The 17,970-nt window shown below is 47.5% G+C and carries 15 protein-coding genes; 11 read left to right on the forward strand and 4 right to left on the reverse strand.

The features are described from left to right. Positions 1–10: 10 nt before the first annotated feature. The gene (locus NST38_RS00540) at positions 11–2,002 is read right to left on the reverse strand and encodes a M1 family metallopeptidase (RefSeq protein WP_076254832.1); all 1,992 of its coding nucleotides are present in this window, start codon (positions 2,000–2,002) and stop codon (positions 11–13) included. A gap of 101 nt (positions 2,003–2,103) precedes the next feature. Here NST38_RS00540 and NST38_RS00545 point away from each other — a divergent pair, with 101 nt between their 5' ends. Continuing rightward, on the forward strand, positions 2,104–2,607 hold the full coding sequence (locus NST38_RS00545) for a YwhD family protein (RefSeq protein ID WP_017691308.1): 504 nt from the start codon (positions 2,104–2,106) through the stop codon (positions 2,605–2,607). A gap of 198 nt (positions 2,608–2,805) precedes the next feature. Here the strand turns inward: NST38_RS00545 and NST38_RS00550 are convergent, their stop codons facing one another. Further along, positions 2,806–4,884 (reverse strand): transglycosylase domain-containing protein, encoded by a 2,079-nt coding sequence (locus tag NST38_RS00550; protein ID WP_076254834.1) that lies wholly within the window; start codon positions 4,882–4,884, stop codon positions 2,806–2,808. Between the two features lie 412 nt (positions 4,885–5,296). Here NST38_RS00550 and speE point away from each other — a divergent pair, with 412 nt between their 5' ends. Together speE and speB are read left to right on the forward strand one after the other, a co-directional pair. Beyond that, positions 5,297–6,124: a polyamine aminopropyltransferase gene (gene speE / locus NST38_RS00555; protein WP_017691306.1), complete on the forward strand. Its 828-nt coding sequence runs from the start codon at positions 5,297–5,299 to the stop codon at positions 6,122–6,124. A 15-nt stretch (positions 6,125–6,139) separates the two neighbouring features. Next, positions 6,140–7,009, forward strand: coding sequence for an agmatinase (gene speB, locus NST38_RS00560; protein WP_036607280.1), 870 nt, complete (start codon positions 6,140–6,142; stop codon positions 7,007–7,009). A gap of 308 nt (positions 7,010–7,317) precedes the next feature. Here the strand turns inward: speB and NST38_RS00565 are convergent, their stop codons facing one another. Beyond that, positions 7,318–7,449: a hypothetical protein gene (locus tag NST38_RS00565; RefSeq protein WP_017691304.1), complete on the reverse strand. Its 132-nt coding sequence runs from the start codon at positions 7,447–7,449 to the stop codon at positions 7,318–7,320. A 392-nt stretch (positions 7,450–7,841) separates the two neighbouring features. On the opposite strand from NST38_RS00565, the gene NST38_RS00570 reads away from it, so the two are divergent. The 5 genes from NST38_RS00570 to argS all read left to right on the forward strand — a co-directional run bounded on the left by NST38_RS00570 (position 7,842) and on the right by argS (position 13,366). After that, positions 7,842–9,029, forward strand: a complete 1,188-nt coding sequence (locus NST38_RS00570) for a WD40/YVTN/BNR-like repeat-containing protein (RefSeq protein WP_076254837.1) — start codon at positions 7,842–7,844, stop codon at positions 9,027–9,029. Positions 9,030–9,247: 218 nt separating this feature from the next. Further along, a complete protein-coding gene (locus NST38_RS00575; protein WP_076254839.1) occupies positions 9,248–10,729 on the forward strand; it encodes an alpha-N-arabinofuranosidase in 1,482 nt (493 codons plus the stop codon). Between the two features lie 3 nt (positions 10,730–10,732). Continuing rightward, the gene (locus tag NST38_RS00580; RefSeq protein ID WP_036667692.1) at positions 10,733–10,999 is read left to right on the forward strand and encodes a DUF6171 family protein; all 267 of its coding nucleotides are present in this window, start codon (positions 10,733–10,735) and stop codon (positions 10,997–10,999) included. 265 nt (positions 11,000–11,264) lie between these two features. Then, on the forward strand, positions 11,265–11,690 hold the full coding sequence (locus NST38_RS00585) for a DUF1934 domain-containing protein (protein ID WP_017691299.1): 426 nt from the start codon (positions 11,265–11,267) through the stop codon (positions 11,688–11,690). Continuing rightward, positions 11,687–13,366, forward strand: a complete 1,680-nt coding sequence (gene argS / locus NST38_RS00590) for an arginine--tRNA ligase (protein ID WP_036667693.1) — start codon at positions 11,687–11,689, stop codon at positions 13,364–13,366. The genes NST38_RS00585 and argS overlap by 4 nt, the downstream gene beginning before the upstream one ends. A 288-nt stretch (positions 13,367–13,654) precedes the next feature. On the opposite strand, the gene NST38_RS00595 is transcribed toward argS, so the two are convergent. Continuing rightward, the gene (locus tag NST38_RS00595) at positions 13,655–14,809 is read right to left on the reverse strand and encodes a S8 family peptidase (RefSeq protein ID WP_076254841.1); all 1,155 of its coding nucleotides are present in this window, start codon (positions 14,807–14,809) and stop codon (positions 13,655–13,657) included. A gap of 461 nt (positions 14,810–15,270) precedes the next feature. On the opposite strand from NST38_RS00595, the gene rpoE reads away from it, so the two are divergent. From rpoE to NST38_RS00610, 3 genes are all read left to right on the forward strand, one after another. Continuing rightward, the gene (rpoE, locus tag NST38_RS00600) at positions 15,271–15,840 is read left to right on the forward strand and encodes a DNA-directed RNA polymerase subunit delta (RefSeq protein WP_036607268.1); all 570 of its coding nucleotides are present in this window, start codon (positions 15,271–15,273) and stop codon (positions 15,838–15,840) included. A gap of 93 nt (positions 15,841–15,933) precedes the next feature. After that, a complete protein-coding gene (locus NST38_RS00605) occupies positions 15,934–16,212 on the forward strand; it encodes a hypothetical protein (RefSeq protein WP_165789966.1) in 279 nt (92 codons plus the stop codon). An 80-nt stretch (positions 16,213–16,292) separates the two neighbouring features. After that, complete coding sequence (locus NST38_RS00610; RefSeq protein WP_036607266.1) at positions 16,293–17,897, forward strand: CTP synthase; 1,605 nt, start codon at positions 16,293–16,295, stop codon at positions 17,895–17,897. Positions 17,898–17,970 lie beyond the last annotated feature (73 nt).

Here is a 17,970-nt window from a genome sequence, read left to right on the forward strand (position 1 = left end):
CGTTTCCACCTCACCATGACAGACCTCCGAATATGGCTTCTATTAGTTTGGTTACACTCATGCTCCAGCGGGACTTCGTCTGCTCATCCAGTCCGGATTTCAGGAAATTGTTCATATGGCGGTTCTCCAGCACGATCGAGTACAGGGGATCGGTCATGGCCCAGGATACGGGGGATGTGTGAGTTAATTTGTAAGTGATGCGATCTTCTTTGCCATTCCATTGCTTGGTGAGGATATGCCCGTCTTCAAAAGCAATGCGAATAGGAACGGCGTTGTAATCACTCCCTTTTTTTGCGATCGTCACGGATGACTCGTACAATGTTTGACCGTCTTTCTGTACGGGCGTAACACGAATCTTCTCTACAGCAAAGTCAGCCATCCCGTTACTATAGACGTATTGATCAAAATAATCAGACCAGGAAGTGCGGGTCACTTGTTCCACAATTTTCTGAAAATCAGCCGAAGTGGGATGTTTGAAGCGGTACTTCTTCACATAGGTAGAGAGGATGCGTTCCATCTTTTTGGCACCGACTTGATGTTCGATACCAAGCAATACAAGTTTGCCACGTGTATAGACATTGGCTGCATACTCATTCTGTGAATCGAACTTCCAGGATTCTTGTGTTAAGGATGACGGAGAAGTAATCAGTCCCGATTGTACCGGCAGATTCGGAATCAATCCGTATTCCTGCTCCATCAGTTTGTCTTCTGCATAAGAGGTGAATCCCTCATCCAGCCAGGCTTCCTCGAATTCGTTGCTGGCAACCATGCCGTAGAAGTACTGGTGTCCGATCTCGTGGACTACGGTTCGTTCCAGGTCATAACCTGGCGTGGTGTCATCGGCTCCAAAGGCTGTAACTAGCGTAGGGTATTCCATACCTCCAGCGCCATTCCCCGCTTTGGGTGGAACTACGATGGATAAGGTAGCATAAGGATATGGGCCAAACCATTTGCTATAATTGGCTAGAGCGGCCTTCGCGGCGTAGAAATAACGTTCTTTCAGATCCTGATGAGCTGGGTCCAGATATAACTTGATTCGTACACCAGGCACATTGGGTGCAGAGAAGGGTTCCTCGGCGTACACAAAATCGGGTGAGGCTGCCCAGGCGAAATCATGCACATCATCGGCATAGAATTGATAGACCTTTTCTCCATTCTTCACCACGGCTTGCTGCGTCGGAAATCCGGTAGCAGCCACTTTGTATGTTTCAGGCACCCGAATACGCACACTATATATACCGAAGTCAGCGTAAAACTCTGAATTGCCATGGTACTGGTGCAGATTCCAGCCTTCCGTTGCTCGTCCACGTCTGCCCACAGGTTCATAGGCACTTAATTTGGGAAACCATTGACCTGCCATGACAAAATGATCAGCAGTTCCCATCCGGGCAAAAATCTTCGGCAGATTCACTTCAAATCGGGTGTGGAGCGTGATGCTTTCCCCGCCTTTGACGGGTTTGGGCAAGCGTACTTTAATGAGGGTGGTGTCCTTGATATTTCCGTCATCTGGTTGCACATACTGCATCCGGTGCAGCAGAGAGAGCCCGTCCTCCGTTTTCATTTCGGTAATGTTCATGGAGCCATAACCATTGGTAGGCATGACATCACCCCGAAGCTTTCCACCGGATTCCTTCATAAAGGTGGTGTCAGCAGAAGAGAAGGCGTTGGGATACATATGAAAGTAAAGCTCGCTGACGGTTTTTTTACCTGGATGTGTCCAGGTAATCGTCTGAGTCCCTTCCAGTACATTCCCTTCGACCAGTTTTACATCCATGTGATATTCCACAACACGGTTGCTGTACACTTCGGCAGTAGGGGTCTGTACACTTTCTGGAGGTGCTGGCGTTGGGGCTATTGCCTTAGGCTTGCCCGATTCGGGGGCGAGTACTGGCAATTCGGAATGAGTTGAGCGATTATAACCCAGAGTGATCCATATCCCTCCGGCAAGTACACACAGGGCCAGGGATGCAGTGAGCCAGCTCTTGGCGCGTCGTGGAATCATCGTTAAATACCTCCCGTTGACAAGCATCTACAGCATGTATATGTTTGCAATGGGACAATTATTAGTTAAAATATTTGTATCAACCCTTGGAGGTTATAAACATGGACCAAAACGAGCAAAACGGCAAAAAACAGATTGCCTTGAATATCGTTAGTGCAAAAAGCAAGCATAAAGGCTTCGGTGCAGGCTCCATTGAGCTGAATAACCTTTCCCCGGTCATTATTGATAATGGCGAAGCCAAAATCGATATCGGTGCGATGCATGCGAAGAGCAAAGTGGAACGCAATATCAAGTTCTCAACCAATCGTGAAGATGTACCCAACGGACGCCAGGTATGGCTGGTATGGGTAGCTGTCGATCGCACGGAGGAAGGCCAACTGTATGGTGGAGCAACGGCATGTGAGATGTGGATTGATACAGAAGCAAGACGTGGATGGAAACTGCTGGCGGAACATGTGAATCGCATGGATTATGCCTTGAAGCGTCGCTTCATGTTGGATGAGCTTGGACCTGAAGCTCGAGCTGCACTTAAGACACTGCTGATCTCACACAATGAAGACTGGTGGAATGCTTCTCCAGATGTATTGAAGGAAGCACTCGCCTAAGGCAGATCTTTTAACACAGTCTAAAAGAAAAAAAGCAAAAGGCCCCTTAACCGGAAATTTCGGTTGGGGGTCTTTTGCTTGTGTATTAATCGTATACATCGATCTGAATAATTATGAGTTTTCATCCGAAGTGAACTTCCAATTGTTCAATATAACCAGGGGTTATAGGTGACGCAACTAAGTCATCGCCCATTTACGTCATTCTACCCACCAACGTTTGAAATCTCCCCACCAAGAATGTTTCTCTTCCTGTATGCCTTGTTGATTCTGTACCTGACGGGTCTTCTCATCTTCTCCAGAATCCAAATCATCCGTCGTACCATGACATACCTCTGTCGGTTCAGTACCATCAATAAAAACTTCCAATCGTTTCTCTTCACAACCGTTTCCTGCCAGCTTGCCGGATTCCGGATCAATATAGACACTTACGACATGATCAGGCACGGTGAAGATTTTGGGTGGTACGCTCGCAAGGGCCTGTTCTGTGAACTGGGCAAAGATCGGCGCTGCCCGGCGGCCATCCGAAGTGGAGATGGCTTTGCCTTGGTCGTACCCAACCCATACCGCGGTGGAGAGCTCCGGTGTGAATCCAACGAGCCAGGCATCCATGTTGGTTGTTCCCGTTTTTCCCGCAACCGGTCGTTTGATCGCCTTAGACACCCGGTTGCCCGTTCCTCCATTTTCGAAGACACTTTCCATTAAACGAGTCAGTACATAAGCTGCCGCAGGTTCCACAACGGTCTCAGCCTTCGTCTGAGGCGATTCATAGAGCACACGTCCTGCGGCATCTGTCACTTGTAGAATGGCTACAGGTGGCGTCCGTTGTCCACCAGCAGCAATGACGGAAAAGGCCGATGCCATCTCCAGCGGGCTGACAGGTGACGTTCCCAGTGCAAGAGAAGGTACGGCGCTCAGGTTGCTTGTAATGCCAAGGTTTTTTGCCATACTCACAACCTCCTCAGGACCGATCTGCATAATGGTGTTCACCGCATAAATATTGTCTGAAGCGGCGATCGCCTGTCTTAGATCAATCTCACCCAGATACTTGTCTCCAAAGTTGCCGGGTTTATAGGTTTTGCGGTCATTGTCATAGTGAAAAAGGGTAGGTTCACTGTTAAATATGGATGCACTGGTGAGTTGCTTGGATTCCAGGGCTGCCAGATACATAATCGGTTTAAACGCCGAACCTGGCTGGCGCGTTGTCGCTAGAACATGGTTAATCTGATTGGTACGGTAATTCTTGCCGCCTACCATGGCTTTGATGTAGCCCGTACGAGGGTCGATGGACACGAGGGCCGTCTCCAGCTCACTTTTGGCATCCATACCCTTCGCTATGGCGTCTTCCGCTGCTTTTTGTACACGCAGATCCAGGGTGGTGTAGATATTCAATCCCCCATGATCCAGCATCGCTTCGCTGATTCCCAACTCTTTGATGGCCAGATTCCGGATATAGTCACGGAAATACGGGGCGCTTTCCACCGTTTTACGCTCGCTCTCCGGTTTGAACGAAAGCATTTTCTCATAGGCCTTATCCGCTTCGGCCTGGGTGATCTTGCCGATATCAGCCATGGCATTCAGCACAATCTTCTGTCGGTCTTTGGCATTCTTCATATGGTTATAGGGTGAATAGTAGGTAGGTCCTTTCGGGATTCCTGCCAGCATGGCACTCTCTGCAAGATCCAGCTGTTTCGCTGATTTGCCAAAATACATTCGTGAAGCCGCTTCGATTCCGTACGCACCATGCCCATAATAGATTTCGTTCAGATACATCTGCAAAATTTCATCCTTGCTGTATTTCATCTCCAATTGCGCCGTGTACATGGCTTCCTTGGCTTTGCGAGTCCATGTTTTCTCATGAGATAGATACAGGTTACGCGCAAGCTGTTGAGTCAATGTACTTGCACCTTGCGACATCTGCATATGTTCGAGGTTAACGAGCACAGCCCGTCCCATCCCTTGCACGTCGAACCCGTAGTGATTATAGAATTTGCGGTCCTCTACAGCCAGAGTGGCATGGACCAAATCTGGAGCGATATCCTCCAGTTGAACGGGTACAGAGTCTTTGCCACCTGCGGAGAAGGTAGCGATGACTTCACCCTGACTGTCCAGTAATCTGGAATTCCGATCAGAGTCTGCTAGGGGAAGGCTGGTTGCGTATAGATAGACCAATCCTGCAACGGTAGCAAGTATGGCGAGCACGGCGAGCAGAGACAGGTTTTTAAACAATTTACGTACACGGAACCCGCGTTTGCGGGTCTTTTGATTTGGCTTGGTCATGGAACGGGCTCCTCTCTTTTCTTCCAGTATGGGACTTGATTGGCAGGGATATTCAATCGGGTGCATAAGCAAACAAAATGTAGCATTTTCGCCTTAAAAACCGTTTTGCAGTATAAACGTCAATCGCGTATAATGCAAAAGGGTAATGAAAAGGTAAGATTCGGCACAAGATACTAAAGCGCGTAAGGACGAACAGACGAATGGTCATTGATTCATTGATTAGTCAGACGCTCTGCACGCTCTGGTCAATTTAATCTATATAATGAAGTGAACCGCGGACCTTTCCCGCAGGCCAGCAATGATAACGCGATATGGCGCCGAACGCTGGACGTGCTTGGGCGAACCGAATATAGTGCACAGCACTTGATCGGGTATGGCTGATCATTAACTTTACGGAAAGAAGGTAGAGATTATGGAATTGTGGTTTACGGAGAAACAGACCCCGGTATTCGGGATCACCGCGAAGATTAAGCAGACCTATGTTACAGAGAAAACGGATTTTCAAGATTTGGCCATGGTAGAGACCGAAGAATTCGGTAACATGTTGCTTCTTGATGGCATGGTGATGACGACTGTAAAAGACGAATTCGTATATCACGAAATGGCGGCACACCCTGCGCTGAACACTCACCCGAATCCGAAAAAAGTTCTGGTTGTCGGTGGCGGCGATGGCGGAGTCATTCGTGAAGTCATTAAACATGCTGCTGTAGAAAAAGCAGTTCTCGTCGAAATTGACGGTAAAGTTATTGAATACTCCAAAAAATATTTGCCTGAAATCGCCGGCAAGTTGGACGAGCCTAATGTTGAAGTGCTCGTAAACGACGGCTACATGCATATTATTGAACATAAAAATGAATACGATGTGATCATCGTAGACTCCACGGAGCCTGTAGGCCCGGCTGCGCCATTGTTTGAGCGTGGGTTCTACCAAGGCATCTACGAAGCACTCAAAGAAGACGGAATCTTCGTTGCCCAAACGGACAACCCTTGGTTCAAGGCGGATCTGATCCAGAAGGTGAACAAAGACGTCAAAGAAATCTTCCCGATCGTACATGTGTACGGCTGTAATATTCCAACCTATCCAAGTGGTTTGTGGACATTCACCATGGGTAGCAAGAAACATGACCCGCTTGAAGTGGATGAGACTCAAATCCCGGAGATGGATACCAAGTATTACTCTCCGCGTCTGCACAAAGCAGCATTTGTACTTCCTAAATTCGTGGAAGATTTAACGAAATAAAAGGGGAAATCATTAATGAAACTGGATCAAGCTTATTCAGGAAACGTATTTATTTGCAGCTCTGAGGATTATGAGAACTCCAAAGCGGTTATCTATGGCATGCCGATGGACTACACCGTCAGCTTCCGTCCGGGTTCCCGTTTCGGCCCATCTCATATCCGTCAAGCATCGGTTGGACTTGAAGAGTACAGCCCATATCTCGACAAAAGCATTGTAGACATGACATACTTTGACGCTGGAGACCTGCTCTTGCCTTTTGGTAACGCTGGACGCAGTCTTGAGGTAATTCATGAATACATCGGCAGTCTGCTCGCTGACGACAAATTCCCAGTTGGTCTCGGTGGCGAGCATCTGGTTACTTGGCCAGTCATCCAACAGATGTACAAGAAATACCCGGATCTTATCCTGATTCATATTGATGCACACGCTGACCTTCGTGAAAACTATGAAGGCGAGCCATTGTCCCACTCCACACCAGTACGTAAAGCAGCTGAGTTGATGGGTGGCAAAAATATCTATCAGTTCGGTATCCGTTCCGGTTCCCGTGAGGAGTTCCAGTATGGTCGCGAGAACATCAACTTCTATCCATTTGAAGTGGCAGCTCCGATGAAGGAAGCTCTTCCGAAGATGGGCAACCGTCCGGTGTATGTGACCATCGACATCGATGTGCTTGATCCGTCAGCAGCACCAGGAACAGGTACAGCAGAAGCGGGTGGCATTACGTCCAAGGAACTGCTGGAAGCCATTCATATGATCGCAGGATCTGATGTAAATGTAGTTGGTTGTGACTTGGTTGAAGTTGCACCAATCTATGATCCAACACAACAGACACAGATTGTAGCTGCGAAGCTGATCCGTGAAATGCTTCTTGGATTCGTGAAATAATCACAGAATAATCGATAAGTATAACGCTCTCTGTCTGCGCGGGTTCAACTTTGCGCAGGGGAGGGCGTTTTGTATTGTTAACTTTTGTACAGAGCTGTGCTATACTGACTACATAAGTATTCAGTAGTATATTAATTGATATATTACATTCGTGAAGTATATGGTGATCGGGTTCGGTCATATACTAAAAAGAGCCTTTACCGCTACCAACGGTAAAGACTCTTAGGACCCGAAAGGCTGTGGATTGCCACGGCGCGCATGAACTAAATAATGCTATTCAAGCAAAACCCACCGTCAGGCTTCCGACCTTATGAGGTGGGTTTTCGCTTGCTACGAAACTTTTTGCGCAACCAACGGTAAAGCTTTCGCCCACTCAGTACAATACTGAGGATCGCAGCAATCCATCGGATTACATCAAGCAACGCCACAAGTTTGACCATCGACGTCACCCCCTTTCGGGAAGCTGCGCCATGGTCTGGAAAACATCCACCGATATTCAAAAGTCCATAACATTAATTATAGCACGTATGTTCCCTTGCCTCTACCATTTATTTCATGTGTTAGTATAGCTCGCACATGCAGATTTCCTGCCTTGGCATGACTCCATCTTAATATTTATGCCTTTTATTAAGTATCAGTTTTGTTATCCTTGCTGTGGTGACGTATCCCATTTAATTTAGAGTACACAATGTTTGGTGATGAACCACCCTTGCCTACATGATCCAATCATGGGTAAAGGTGGTTTTTTTCTTGCGAAATTGTCATCGGGGTTAATCAGTTTGTTACGTTAGAACCATCAAATTTGGGTAAAACCATAGAAGGAGGTGTTACGATGACAACCAAGAGTACAATGACATGGAAACGGATTGGTGCACTCGCATTATCGTTAACGCTGGCTTGGGGGATGGGTCCGGTACATACGCTATCAGGTGCTAACGCTGCATCCTCACAGGCATGTGGAAAGGGAGATCATGGACTATCTGCTACACTGAAAAAAGGTAGTGGTGTGGAAGAGCAACACCTGCAATTTACTGACATTGATTTTCTTAATGATACGACTGGACGAGCTGGGGGTGAGGGCTTCCTGATCGGTACCTCGAATGCAGGATGTACGTGGCAGTCCATATATACCGGGCAGTGGCAATTCACACAGCTTGATTTTCCGAATAATGTGAACGGATATGCGCTGGCGCGAGTGAAGGATTCACCTGCAACCTATCTGATCCGTACCCATGATGGGGGATCGCACTGGACGCGGCTCGATACGCCGGGCATTCAATTCAAACGAATTGATTTTCGCAATAAAGATGTAGGTTATGGTTACACCTATAATGGTGCATATCAGACGAAGGATGGCGGGGTAACCTGGAGTAAATTGAATACACCTGCCAACACGCGTGCAGCTGCCTTTGCAACAGAGAAACAAGGGTATGCCGTCGTGGTTGTACCTGGATCGGGATATCATCTAAAGCAAACGAGTGATGGCGGCAAGAACTGGACAACCTCTCTTCGAGTTGTCTCAGACACATGGAGCGGAGCGGATCTGTATGCACATGGTCAGCAAGTATGGGCCCTTTTGTATGGTGATGCAGGCATGTCCCAACAATCGTACTCCCTCTATGCGAGCGGTAATCAAGGCAAGAACTGGACCCAAGTATTTGCGCAATCCACAGCAGGGGGAGGTCCTGCACCGGGTACAAACAGTACGGGCAAAGGAAATGGACCAGCCAACCCGGGTGGTCATCCCGGCAACATAGCGTTGATTGGTAATCAGACGGCGTATCTGTCTGCAGGTTCACCCGCAGCTGGCAAAGTGGGTATTGGACGTTCTTATGATACAGGTTCCACGTGGAAAAATATTGACCTGAAAGATCCGGGATACAGTTCCCGTATCTCGTTCCCATCGGCCAAGACGGGTTGGCTCGTAGTCACAAGTGATAACTCTCCTGCGATCTATCAGACTGTAGATGGTGGAACGACGTGGACACAAAAAATGTTGTTGCCTTCAGAGCAGGATTAAGTAGCCTGTTATTCTGAAATAATAAACGGGCAAATCCAAATTAGAAATGTATAAAAATCAATTTGGTAAGTCTCTGTATGAATTTCTATAACAAACAAGCCTCTTCCTAATCAATTACACAGGAAGAGGCTTGTTTGTGTAGAAATAAAAACGGTTGAAACCTACTCTAAAACGAGTTATTGTAAGCGATAACAATACATTATATGGAGGTTGAAATCATGGTTAATGTTATTTTAAAGGCAGATTCGGATCAAGGATTAATAAATCGCAATATATATGGTCATTTTTCCGAACACTTGGGACGTTGTATTTATGAGGGTTTGTGGGTAGGAGAAGATTCACCTATTCCGAATACGGATGGGATTCGAAATGATGTATTGACGGCCTTGCAGAAGCTTAATATTCCAGTACTTCGCTGGCCAGGCGGTTGTTTTGCCGATGAATATCACTGGAAAGATGGTGTGGGTCCGAAGAGTAAGCGTGCTCGTATGATCAATACACACTGGGGCGGTGTGGAAGAGAACAATCACTTTGGTACACATGAATTCTTGAGATTATGTGAGTTGCTCGGCACGGAGCCATATATCAGTGGCAACCTGGGTAGCGGTACAGTGCAGGAGATGCAGGAATGGGTGGAGTACATCACGTTTGACGGCGAATCGCCGATGGCGAACTGGCGTAAGAGTAACGGTAGGGAAGAACCGTGGAAAATGAAGTATTTTGGCGTGGGAAATGAGAACTGGGGATGCGGCGGCAATATGCGTCCTGAATATTATGCGGATGAATATCGTCGGTATGCTACATATGTACGTAACTATTCCGGGAACGAGATTTATAAAATCGCTTGTGGACCCAACGAAGGCAACTATGAATGGATGGAAGTCCTGATGCGGGAGGCTGCTCGCTTTATGGATGGAATCAGTCTTCATTATTACACCATCCCTACAGGAGAGTGGAATGATAAAGGCGCAGCTACAGGATTTGGCGAGGCTGAATGGTTCACTACCTTGAAAAAGACGCTCCATATGGATGAATTACTGGTGAAGCACTCCGAGATTATGGACAAATATGATCCAGAGGGCAGAGTCGGCATTATTGTGGATGAATGGGGCACGTGGTATAACGTTGAGCCGGGAACCAATCCAGGGTTCCTGTATCAACAGAATACGATGCGGGACGCTGTGCTTGCAGGTGTTAACCTGAATATTTTCAACCAACATAATAAACGGGTACACATGGCAAATCTTGCGCAGATCGTCAATGTGCTTCAATCGCTTGTGCTCACGGAAGGGGACAAAATGCTCCTGACCCCTACGTACCATGTATTTGATATGTATCAGGTCCATATGGATGCACAGCGACTGGATTTGAATTATGAAAGCCCAGGATACACATTCGGAGAAGAGACCATTCCGCAGCTCAGCTTATCAGCTTCCCGCAACAAGGATGGGGTCATTCATGTGACAGCTTGTAATCTGAGTCACACGGATGAGTTGGAAGTTGTGTGTCAGCTGGACGCAGCTCAAGCGGCTAAAGTAAACGGGCAGATTCTGCACCATACTGATTTTGGTGCATTTAATACCTTTGAACAGCCGAATCATGTTCAGCCTGTGGCGTGGGATGGAATCACACTGGAGAATAACACACTGCGTTTTGTCCTTCCACCAGCATCGGTTGGGGTGCTCGCTGTCGAGGGTTAATGCATGAAAAGGCAGGAACCTTGCAAAGGCTGTAATGATCAGTACGATGTGAAGATTAGCGATGCCAAAATGGCCAGACTTGTGGAGATTGCCTCACGTTCGCGTCCGACGGTACAGGATGAGGAATATGAACGTCGGCTATCCATCTGCTCTGCTTGTCCGGGATTGCAATATGGCACAACTTGTCGGCATTGTGGTTGTCTCGTACAGGTGCGAGCGAAGCTGAGTGAGTCGACATGTCCTTTTCCTTATGAATCGCAATGGGCCTGATCGGATGAACGAATCTTATTATAATGAAGCAAAAGGGAGTTGCACTTTACAGGTGCAGCTCTTCTTTTTTGGCTTGATGTGGAAAAAACTCTGAATTTGGATTTGAATTGAGCGAGGGAACTGGATATAGTTATACAGTAGAGTGTAGGATAGCGAGCTATCCGGGAATATGAGCGCGTATAGCGACACAACAATACGGGAAGGGCTGTTCTCACCAGCCGTGCCTGATTTTGCGTCGCCTCGAATATAATGGAGGTTAACATTCATGTCGAACATGCGACCGGTACACATCCGGCTGCACAGCCGTTATGAAGGTGAAGATGTGCTGCAGGAAATGCAGGGTGAAGCCGTGTTAAAAGGGTCTGTTCTTTATGTTCGTTATGAAGAACCGCAGGTTGGACCTGAGGGAGGTACAACCCGTACAACATTGAAGCTGGGCGGACAATCCATCAAGATTATACGTCATGGTGAGGTGGAATCGGAGCAGACTTTTGAGTTGAATCGGAAGCTTCCTGGTTTCTACCGATCACCATACATGTCGTTTGCCCTGTCCACGCATACACAGAAGCTGGAACTTTCCATTCAGGGATTGAGCGCACGCGCAGCGTGGAGCTACGACTTTTACCGCTTTGATGAAGAATCTGGACATTTCGCGATTAGTTTGCATATACAGGAGGAACCAATTTCATGACACGTAATCCACTAGATACGATTAACGAACGGGTAAGTACGGCCATCGGCAACGCCATTGTGACGGCCGGAATTGTTACGCAGGACGAATTGCCAGCCATCACATTGGAAGTGCCGCGTGAGAAGACACATGGAGACTTGGCGACCAATGCTGCCATGCAGCTGACCAAGATTGCCAAGCGCAATCCGCGTCAGATTGCTGAAGAGATCATTGCCAATCTGAATCTGGCTGAAGCAGGAATCGAGAAGGCTGAGATTGCGGGCCCAGGATTCATTAACTTCAAATTGGACAAGAGTTACCTTTATCCAGTACTTGCGCTTGTGCAGGAGCAGGGTAAAGATTACGGAAGAATTAACATCGGAGAAGGACGCAAAGTCGAGATGGAGTTTGTCAGTGCCAACCCGACAGGCAGCCTGCATCTGGGTCATGCCCGTGGAGCAGCTGTAGGTGATGCACTATGTAACATCCTTGACTACGCAGGATATGATGTAACCCGTGAATACTACATTAATGACGCAGGTAATCAGGTGTTTAATCTGGCTCGTTCCATTGAAGCTCGTTATCTGCAAGAGCTGGGTCAGGATGCTGAGATGCCTGAAGACGGTTATCACGGTGAAGATATTAAAGGATTCGCCAAGCAGCTTGTTGCTGAAAAGGGTGACGAATTGCTGTCCATGCATCCGGGTGACCGTGCAGCTTATTTCCGTGACTTTGGTCTGGAGAAGGAACTGGACAAGATCAAACGTGACTTGAATCGCTTCCGTGTTAACTTTGACATCTGGTTCAGCGAAACTTCCCTGTACGATAACGGAGAAGTGCTGCGAGTGCTTGATGAATTGCGTGACCGTAATGAGATCTATGAGCAAGATGGAGCAACTTGGTTGAAAACGATGCAGTACGGTGACGACAAAGAACGTGTATTGATCAAGAACGATGGCACGTATACTTACCTGACGCCAGATATTGCTTATCACCGCGACAAATATGCTCGTGGATACGACACGATGATCAACATCTGGGGTGCCGATCACCATGGATATATTCCACGGATGAAAGCCGCGATGCAAGCACTGGGTAATGACCCTGAGAAACTGGTGGTCTTGATTGCACAGATGGTGAGCTTGTTCCAGAACGGTGAAAAAGTGAAGATGTCCAAGCGTACAGGTAAAGCTGTAACGATGGAAGATCTGATGGATGAAGTCGGCATTGATGCCATCCGTTACTTCTTCACAATGCGCAGCATGGACTCCCATCTGGACTTTGACATGGACCTTGCGATTTCGACATCCAATGAGAATCCGGTATTCTACGTACAATACGCGCATGCCCGTGTATGTAGCGTATACCGTCAGGCTGAAGAACAAGGTATTGAACTGTTGCCACTGGCACAGATTGACCTGTCCAAGCTGACAACAGAGCACGAGTATGACCTTCTCCGCAAAATGGGAGAGTTGCCTGAGGAAATCTCGGCAGCAGCAACAGGATATGCGCCTCATCGTATCATCCGTTATGTATACGAGTTGGCATCCCTGTTCCACAGCTACTATCGTGCAGAACGTGTCATTACGGAAGACACGCAGCAAACTCAAGCACGTCTGGCACTGATCGGTGCTGTACGTACCGTTATCGCAACAGCGCTTCGTCTGGTAGGCGTAACCGCTCCTGACAAAATGTAAATTCCAGGCTAGCGGCACATCCGCCGCTCTGCCTAACAAAAAAGTCTCCAAGTCCACGTTGCAACTGCAACGTGGTACATGGAGACTTTTTTTATTGTGTACCCGGAGTTGAAGAAAACGAAATGCCTGACCCATCCAAGGCACACTAGCCTGCTCTGACATCACAGTGGGCGTAACCTAGAGTTTCAGCCGCTACGTAATACTCCCTCGTGCGTACTGCCTGGTCCGGGCTACTGCGTTTCGCCACGAAGCCTCAATCAAGTTCGGCTGACGGCTGACAGAGCTGGCTCACTCCCCGCCCTCCTGCATTAGCTTCAGGGCATCAATCTCACCACCACGCACCTTGCTCTTTGCTGTGGTAGTCTTGCGAGCACGCAAAGGGATCGTAGCACGTTTGACGAGTGTCTTGATTTCACTAGGGGATAACCCCGGATGTTTGGAGAGTAGCAAGGCGATAGCGCCACTCACATGGGACGTCGCCATGGATGTGCCGCTCATCTCGTGATGCTTTCCTTGTACCCAGGAGGAGACAATTTTATCACCGGGTGCATAGACATCCACATATGCGCCACGATTGCTGAAGGACGCAATACGTCTGTTTTTGTCGGTTGCCCCAACAGATATGGTCTGGGGATACCGTGCAGGGTAATCAATACTGCGGCGTTTGCCGTCATTTCCTGACGAAGCAACAATAACGATTCCAGCATGGTATGCACGATTGACAACGTCAAGAAGCGCCTTGCTGCGTGTTTTCATGCCAAAGCTCATATTGATGATATCGACCTTGTTGCGCACACACCAGTCGATGCCAAGTACAATATCGGATACATAAGCCGATCCGTTGTGGTCAAATGCTTTCACCGGATAGATCAGGGAGCGTGGAGCTACACCAATCATGCCTGCGGTACTGTTGGCAGCAGCGATAGTCCCTGCTATGTGGGTGCCGTGTCCGTTATCATCATGAGGAAGCAGGCTGCGGTTTAACAGATTGATTCCGCGTGCCAGGGAATAACGAAGATCAGGATGGTGATAATCAGCACCTGTATCAATCACACCGATTTTAATCCGGTGTCCGGTAGACACAGACCATACTTTGGGCGCCCGAATCTGCTTCACTCCCCAGGGTATGCCTTGAGCATTGCTTGGTTTGCTGTGGAGTGCGTTGGCATGAAGGGAGATGGGAACGTCTTCTTCAATCGTAATTTCATCCCCATAGCGGTATAGGTCCTCCGGGCGTTGGACTGGAGCGATAATGGAACGAGCTAGTCGCGAGGAACGGACAGCCCCAAGGTCGGTGAATTCATTCCGCATTCGTGACAATTCTACGAGACAGGCCTCGTACTGCTGCAGTTTGGCAAATCGGATCAAATATCGCCCTCCCTGTTCTGGTTCAGGGCGTCGCATTCCGTCAATCAATTGATGCAATAAACCAGTATAGTCCATAATGGGCAGCCCCCTTCGGGATGAACATGCTGAGGTATTCTATGAATGCGCTCATCCCGCCGCATGGGGAACTTGCCCTTTTTTTACAAAAACACATTCTCTTCGTGTCAAAACGGGCGCAGGGACATATGATGGATGGAGAGCTAGAGGGCTCTTGCGGGGAACCTGGTGAGGAGTAATCCTCCAAGGGTATACAGTCAGAAGGCGGAGGGGACTCCGTCTTTTTTATTATGGAGTTGTCTCTTTGGCAAAGAGGATATTCCTGTGGGTTTGATGTCACTTCACGTTTAATATGTGGACATATTGTTGCTGCTCTCCGCATTTGCGTCACATCCGTACATAAAAACTTGCTTTTTAACGCTAAATAGGTTTTACTTAGGTTTGTTAATGGATATGTTATACGTAACAGTCCAGTTCGTAGGGGTTAAAAAGTGAATTTTGTGTGAGAGGAAGTGTCTGCAGTGAGTACCTCGCTCAATTTGAAAATTGATAAAGAAAAGGTAAAAGAGATCCCTTTGGTGGACCTTGCCTTTATGGTGCTGAAAGCGGCTAATACGCCGTATTACTATCGTGACTTAATGAATGAGGTAGCGAAGCAGCGCGGAATGACTGATGAAGAAATCAACGAGTTTATCGCCCAGCTATATACCGAGATTAATATCGATGGCCGTTTTGCTTGCGTCGGTACAAGTCTGTGGGGCTTAAAGCGCTGGTATCCGGTAGCTGGAACAGAAGATTCCATGACGGGTGCGAAGCGTCCGCGTATCATCAACGATGAAGACGATGATCTGGAAGATGAAGACTTCGGTGAAGAAGAAGACAGCTATAGCAGCGATGAAGGCTTCGACAGCACGGATAAAGAGGAAGAAGAAGACGAAGAAGAGGAAGAAGAAGACGACATCTTTGACGAAGAAGACAGCGAAGAAGAAGTGCTGGTTGAAGATGACGATCTGGAAGATGAAGACCTCGAAGAAGACGAAGAAGAGTCCGAAAACGAGGATGAATTTGACGACGATTCTGATAATCGGTAGTCATTTTTGACGTCTATAATTTACCCGTTTCCCCGGAATAGTCAGCCTTGACAGCAGACGGGGTAACGGGTAAACTATTGCATGGGCTTATGAATGAGCGACAATATATTTATGTTTTTTATAGAAGGTGCCCCGTCCTGCGGGAGTACTTTTTTTTGTATTTTTAGAGGCATAATTTTGCAAAATGATTTTTTTCCGTATGCTCCCGGCCAACATTTCGTGGCCCGTTTTTGTATATCAAAAACACCAAATGGAATGAAGGCCATCGGAATATTTGCACCATTTTTTGCTGTAGAACAACGTGTATTTAAACCGTCTTCGCAGAAAGAGCAGTTCGCAGATGCAGGGAATTTCTGCCATTGCTCTTTTTAACGATGATTACCTGGGAAACAGGTTACGATAACACCATATATCGCCTGAATTTCTGTACTTATATTAGGAGGGTAATAACAGTGACAAAGTATATTTTCGTGACGGGCGGAGTTGTGTCCTCCCTGGGCAAAGGGATTACGGCTGCTTCTCTGGGCAGATTGCTGAAAAACAGAGGGCTTAAGGTAACGATCCAGAAATTTGATCCATATATTAACATCGACCCGGGAACAATGAGTCCTTATCAGCACGGCGAGGTTTTTGTAACGGATGATGGCGCGGAAACGGATCTGGACCTTGGCCACTATGAACGTTTTATTGATATCAATCTCTCCAAAAACAGCAACGTCACGACTGGTAAAGTATACTCTTCCGTCATCAGCAAAGAGCGGCGCGGGGAATATCTGGGCGGAACGGTACAAGTTATTCCACACATTACGAACGAGATCAAAGAGCGTGTATTCCGCGCTGGACGTGAAGCGGGTTCGGATGTGGTTATTACGGAAATTGGTGGAACAGTGGGCGACATTGAGAGTTTGCCTTTCCTGGAAGCTATCCGTCAGATCAAGAGTGATGTAGGTCGCGACAATGTGATGTACATCCACGTAACACTTATTCCTTATATCAAAGCAGCTGGTGAAGTGAAAACAAAACCAACGCAACATAGTGTTAAGGAATTACGCAGCATCGGTATTCAACCGAATGTGATTGTATGCCGTACGGAGTATGAATTGTCTAAAGACATGAAAGCCAAGATCGCTCTCTTCTGCGACATTGATGAGAATGCCGTGGTTGAATGTCGTGACGCAGACACGTTGTATCAAGTACCTTTGAACCTGCGTGAAGAAGGCTTGGATGAGATCGTGGTAAATCACCTGAAACTGACTACTCCTGCACCGGATATGAGCGAGTGGGAAGGGCTGGTTGACCGGATCAACAAGTTGGAGCATACAGTTGAGATCGCTATTGTTGGTAAATATGTAGCGTTGCATGATGCATACCTGAGTGTTGTTGAGTCGTTGTCTCATGCAGGATTTGCATCCAATGCTGATGTGAAAATTCGCTGGGTTCCTTCTGAAGATATTACGGATGAGAATGTAGGCGACTTGTTACATGGTATTGGGGGTATCCTTGTTCCTGGTGGATTCGGAGATCGTGGTATTGAAGGTAAAGTGTCGGCAATTCGTTATGCTCGTGAGAAACAAATTCCGTTCTTCGGTATTTGCCTGGGTATGCAGGTTTCCGTTATTGAGTATGCACGTTCCATCGTTGGCTTGAATGGTGCGAACAGTTCCGAAATTAATCCGGCTACGGAATTCCCTGTGATCGACCTGTTGCCTGAGCAAAAAGATATCGAGAATCTGGGTGGCACGATGCGTCTGGGTCTGTATCCTTGTAAGCTTCAGGAAGGTTCTTTGGCGATGGCTTGTTATGATGACGAGCTGGTGTATGAGAGACACCGTCACCGGTATGAGTTCAACAATGAATACCGTGAAACGATCGAAAAAGCAGGACTGGTTATCTCGGGTACATCCCCGGATGGACGTCTGGTTGAGATCGTGGAACTTCCAGGACACCCATGGTTCCTGGCGGTACAATTCCATCCGGAATTCACTTCCCGTCCGAACCGTCCGCAACCATTGTTCCGTGATTTTGTAAAAGCTTCTCTGGTGAATGCGCAGAAGTAATAAATTTTTTTGTGTTAACGTAATAGATATTAGGGATGTTCCTGGCAACCATAGCGGCTGCCTGAACATCCCT

It is taken from the genome of Paenibacillus sp. FSL H8-0104 (assembly GCF_038050215.1).
In the GTDB taxonomy this organism is placed as follows: Bacteria; Bacillota; Bacilli; order Paenibacillales; family Paenibacillaceae; genus Paenibacillus; species Paenibacillus amylolyticus.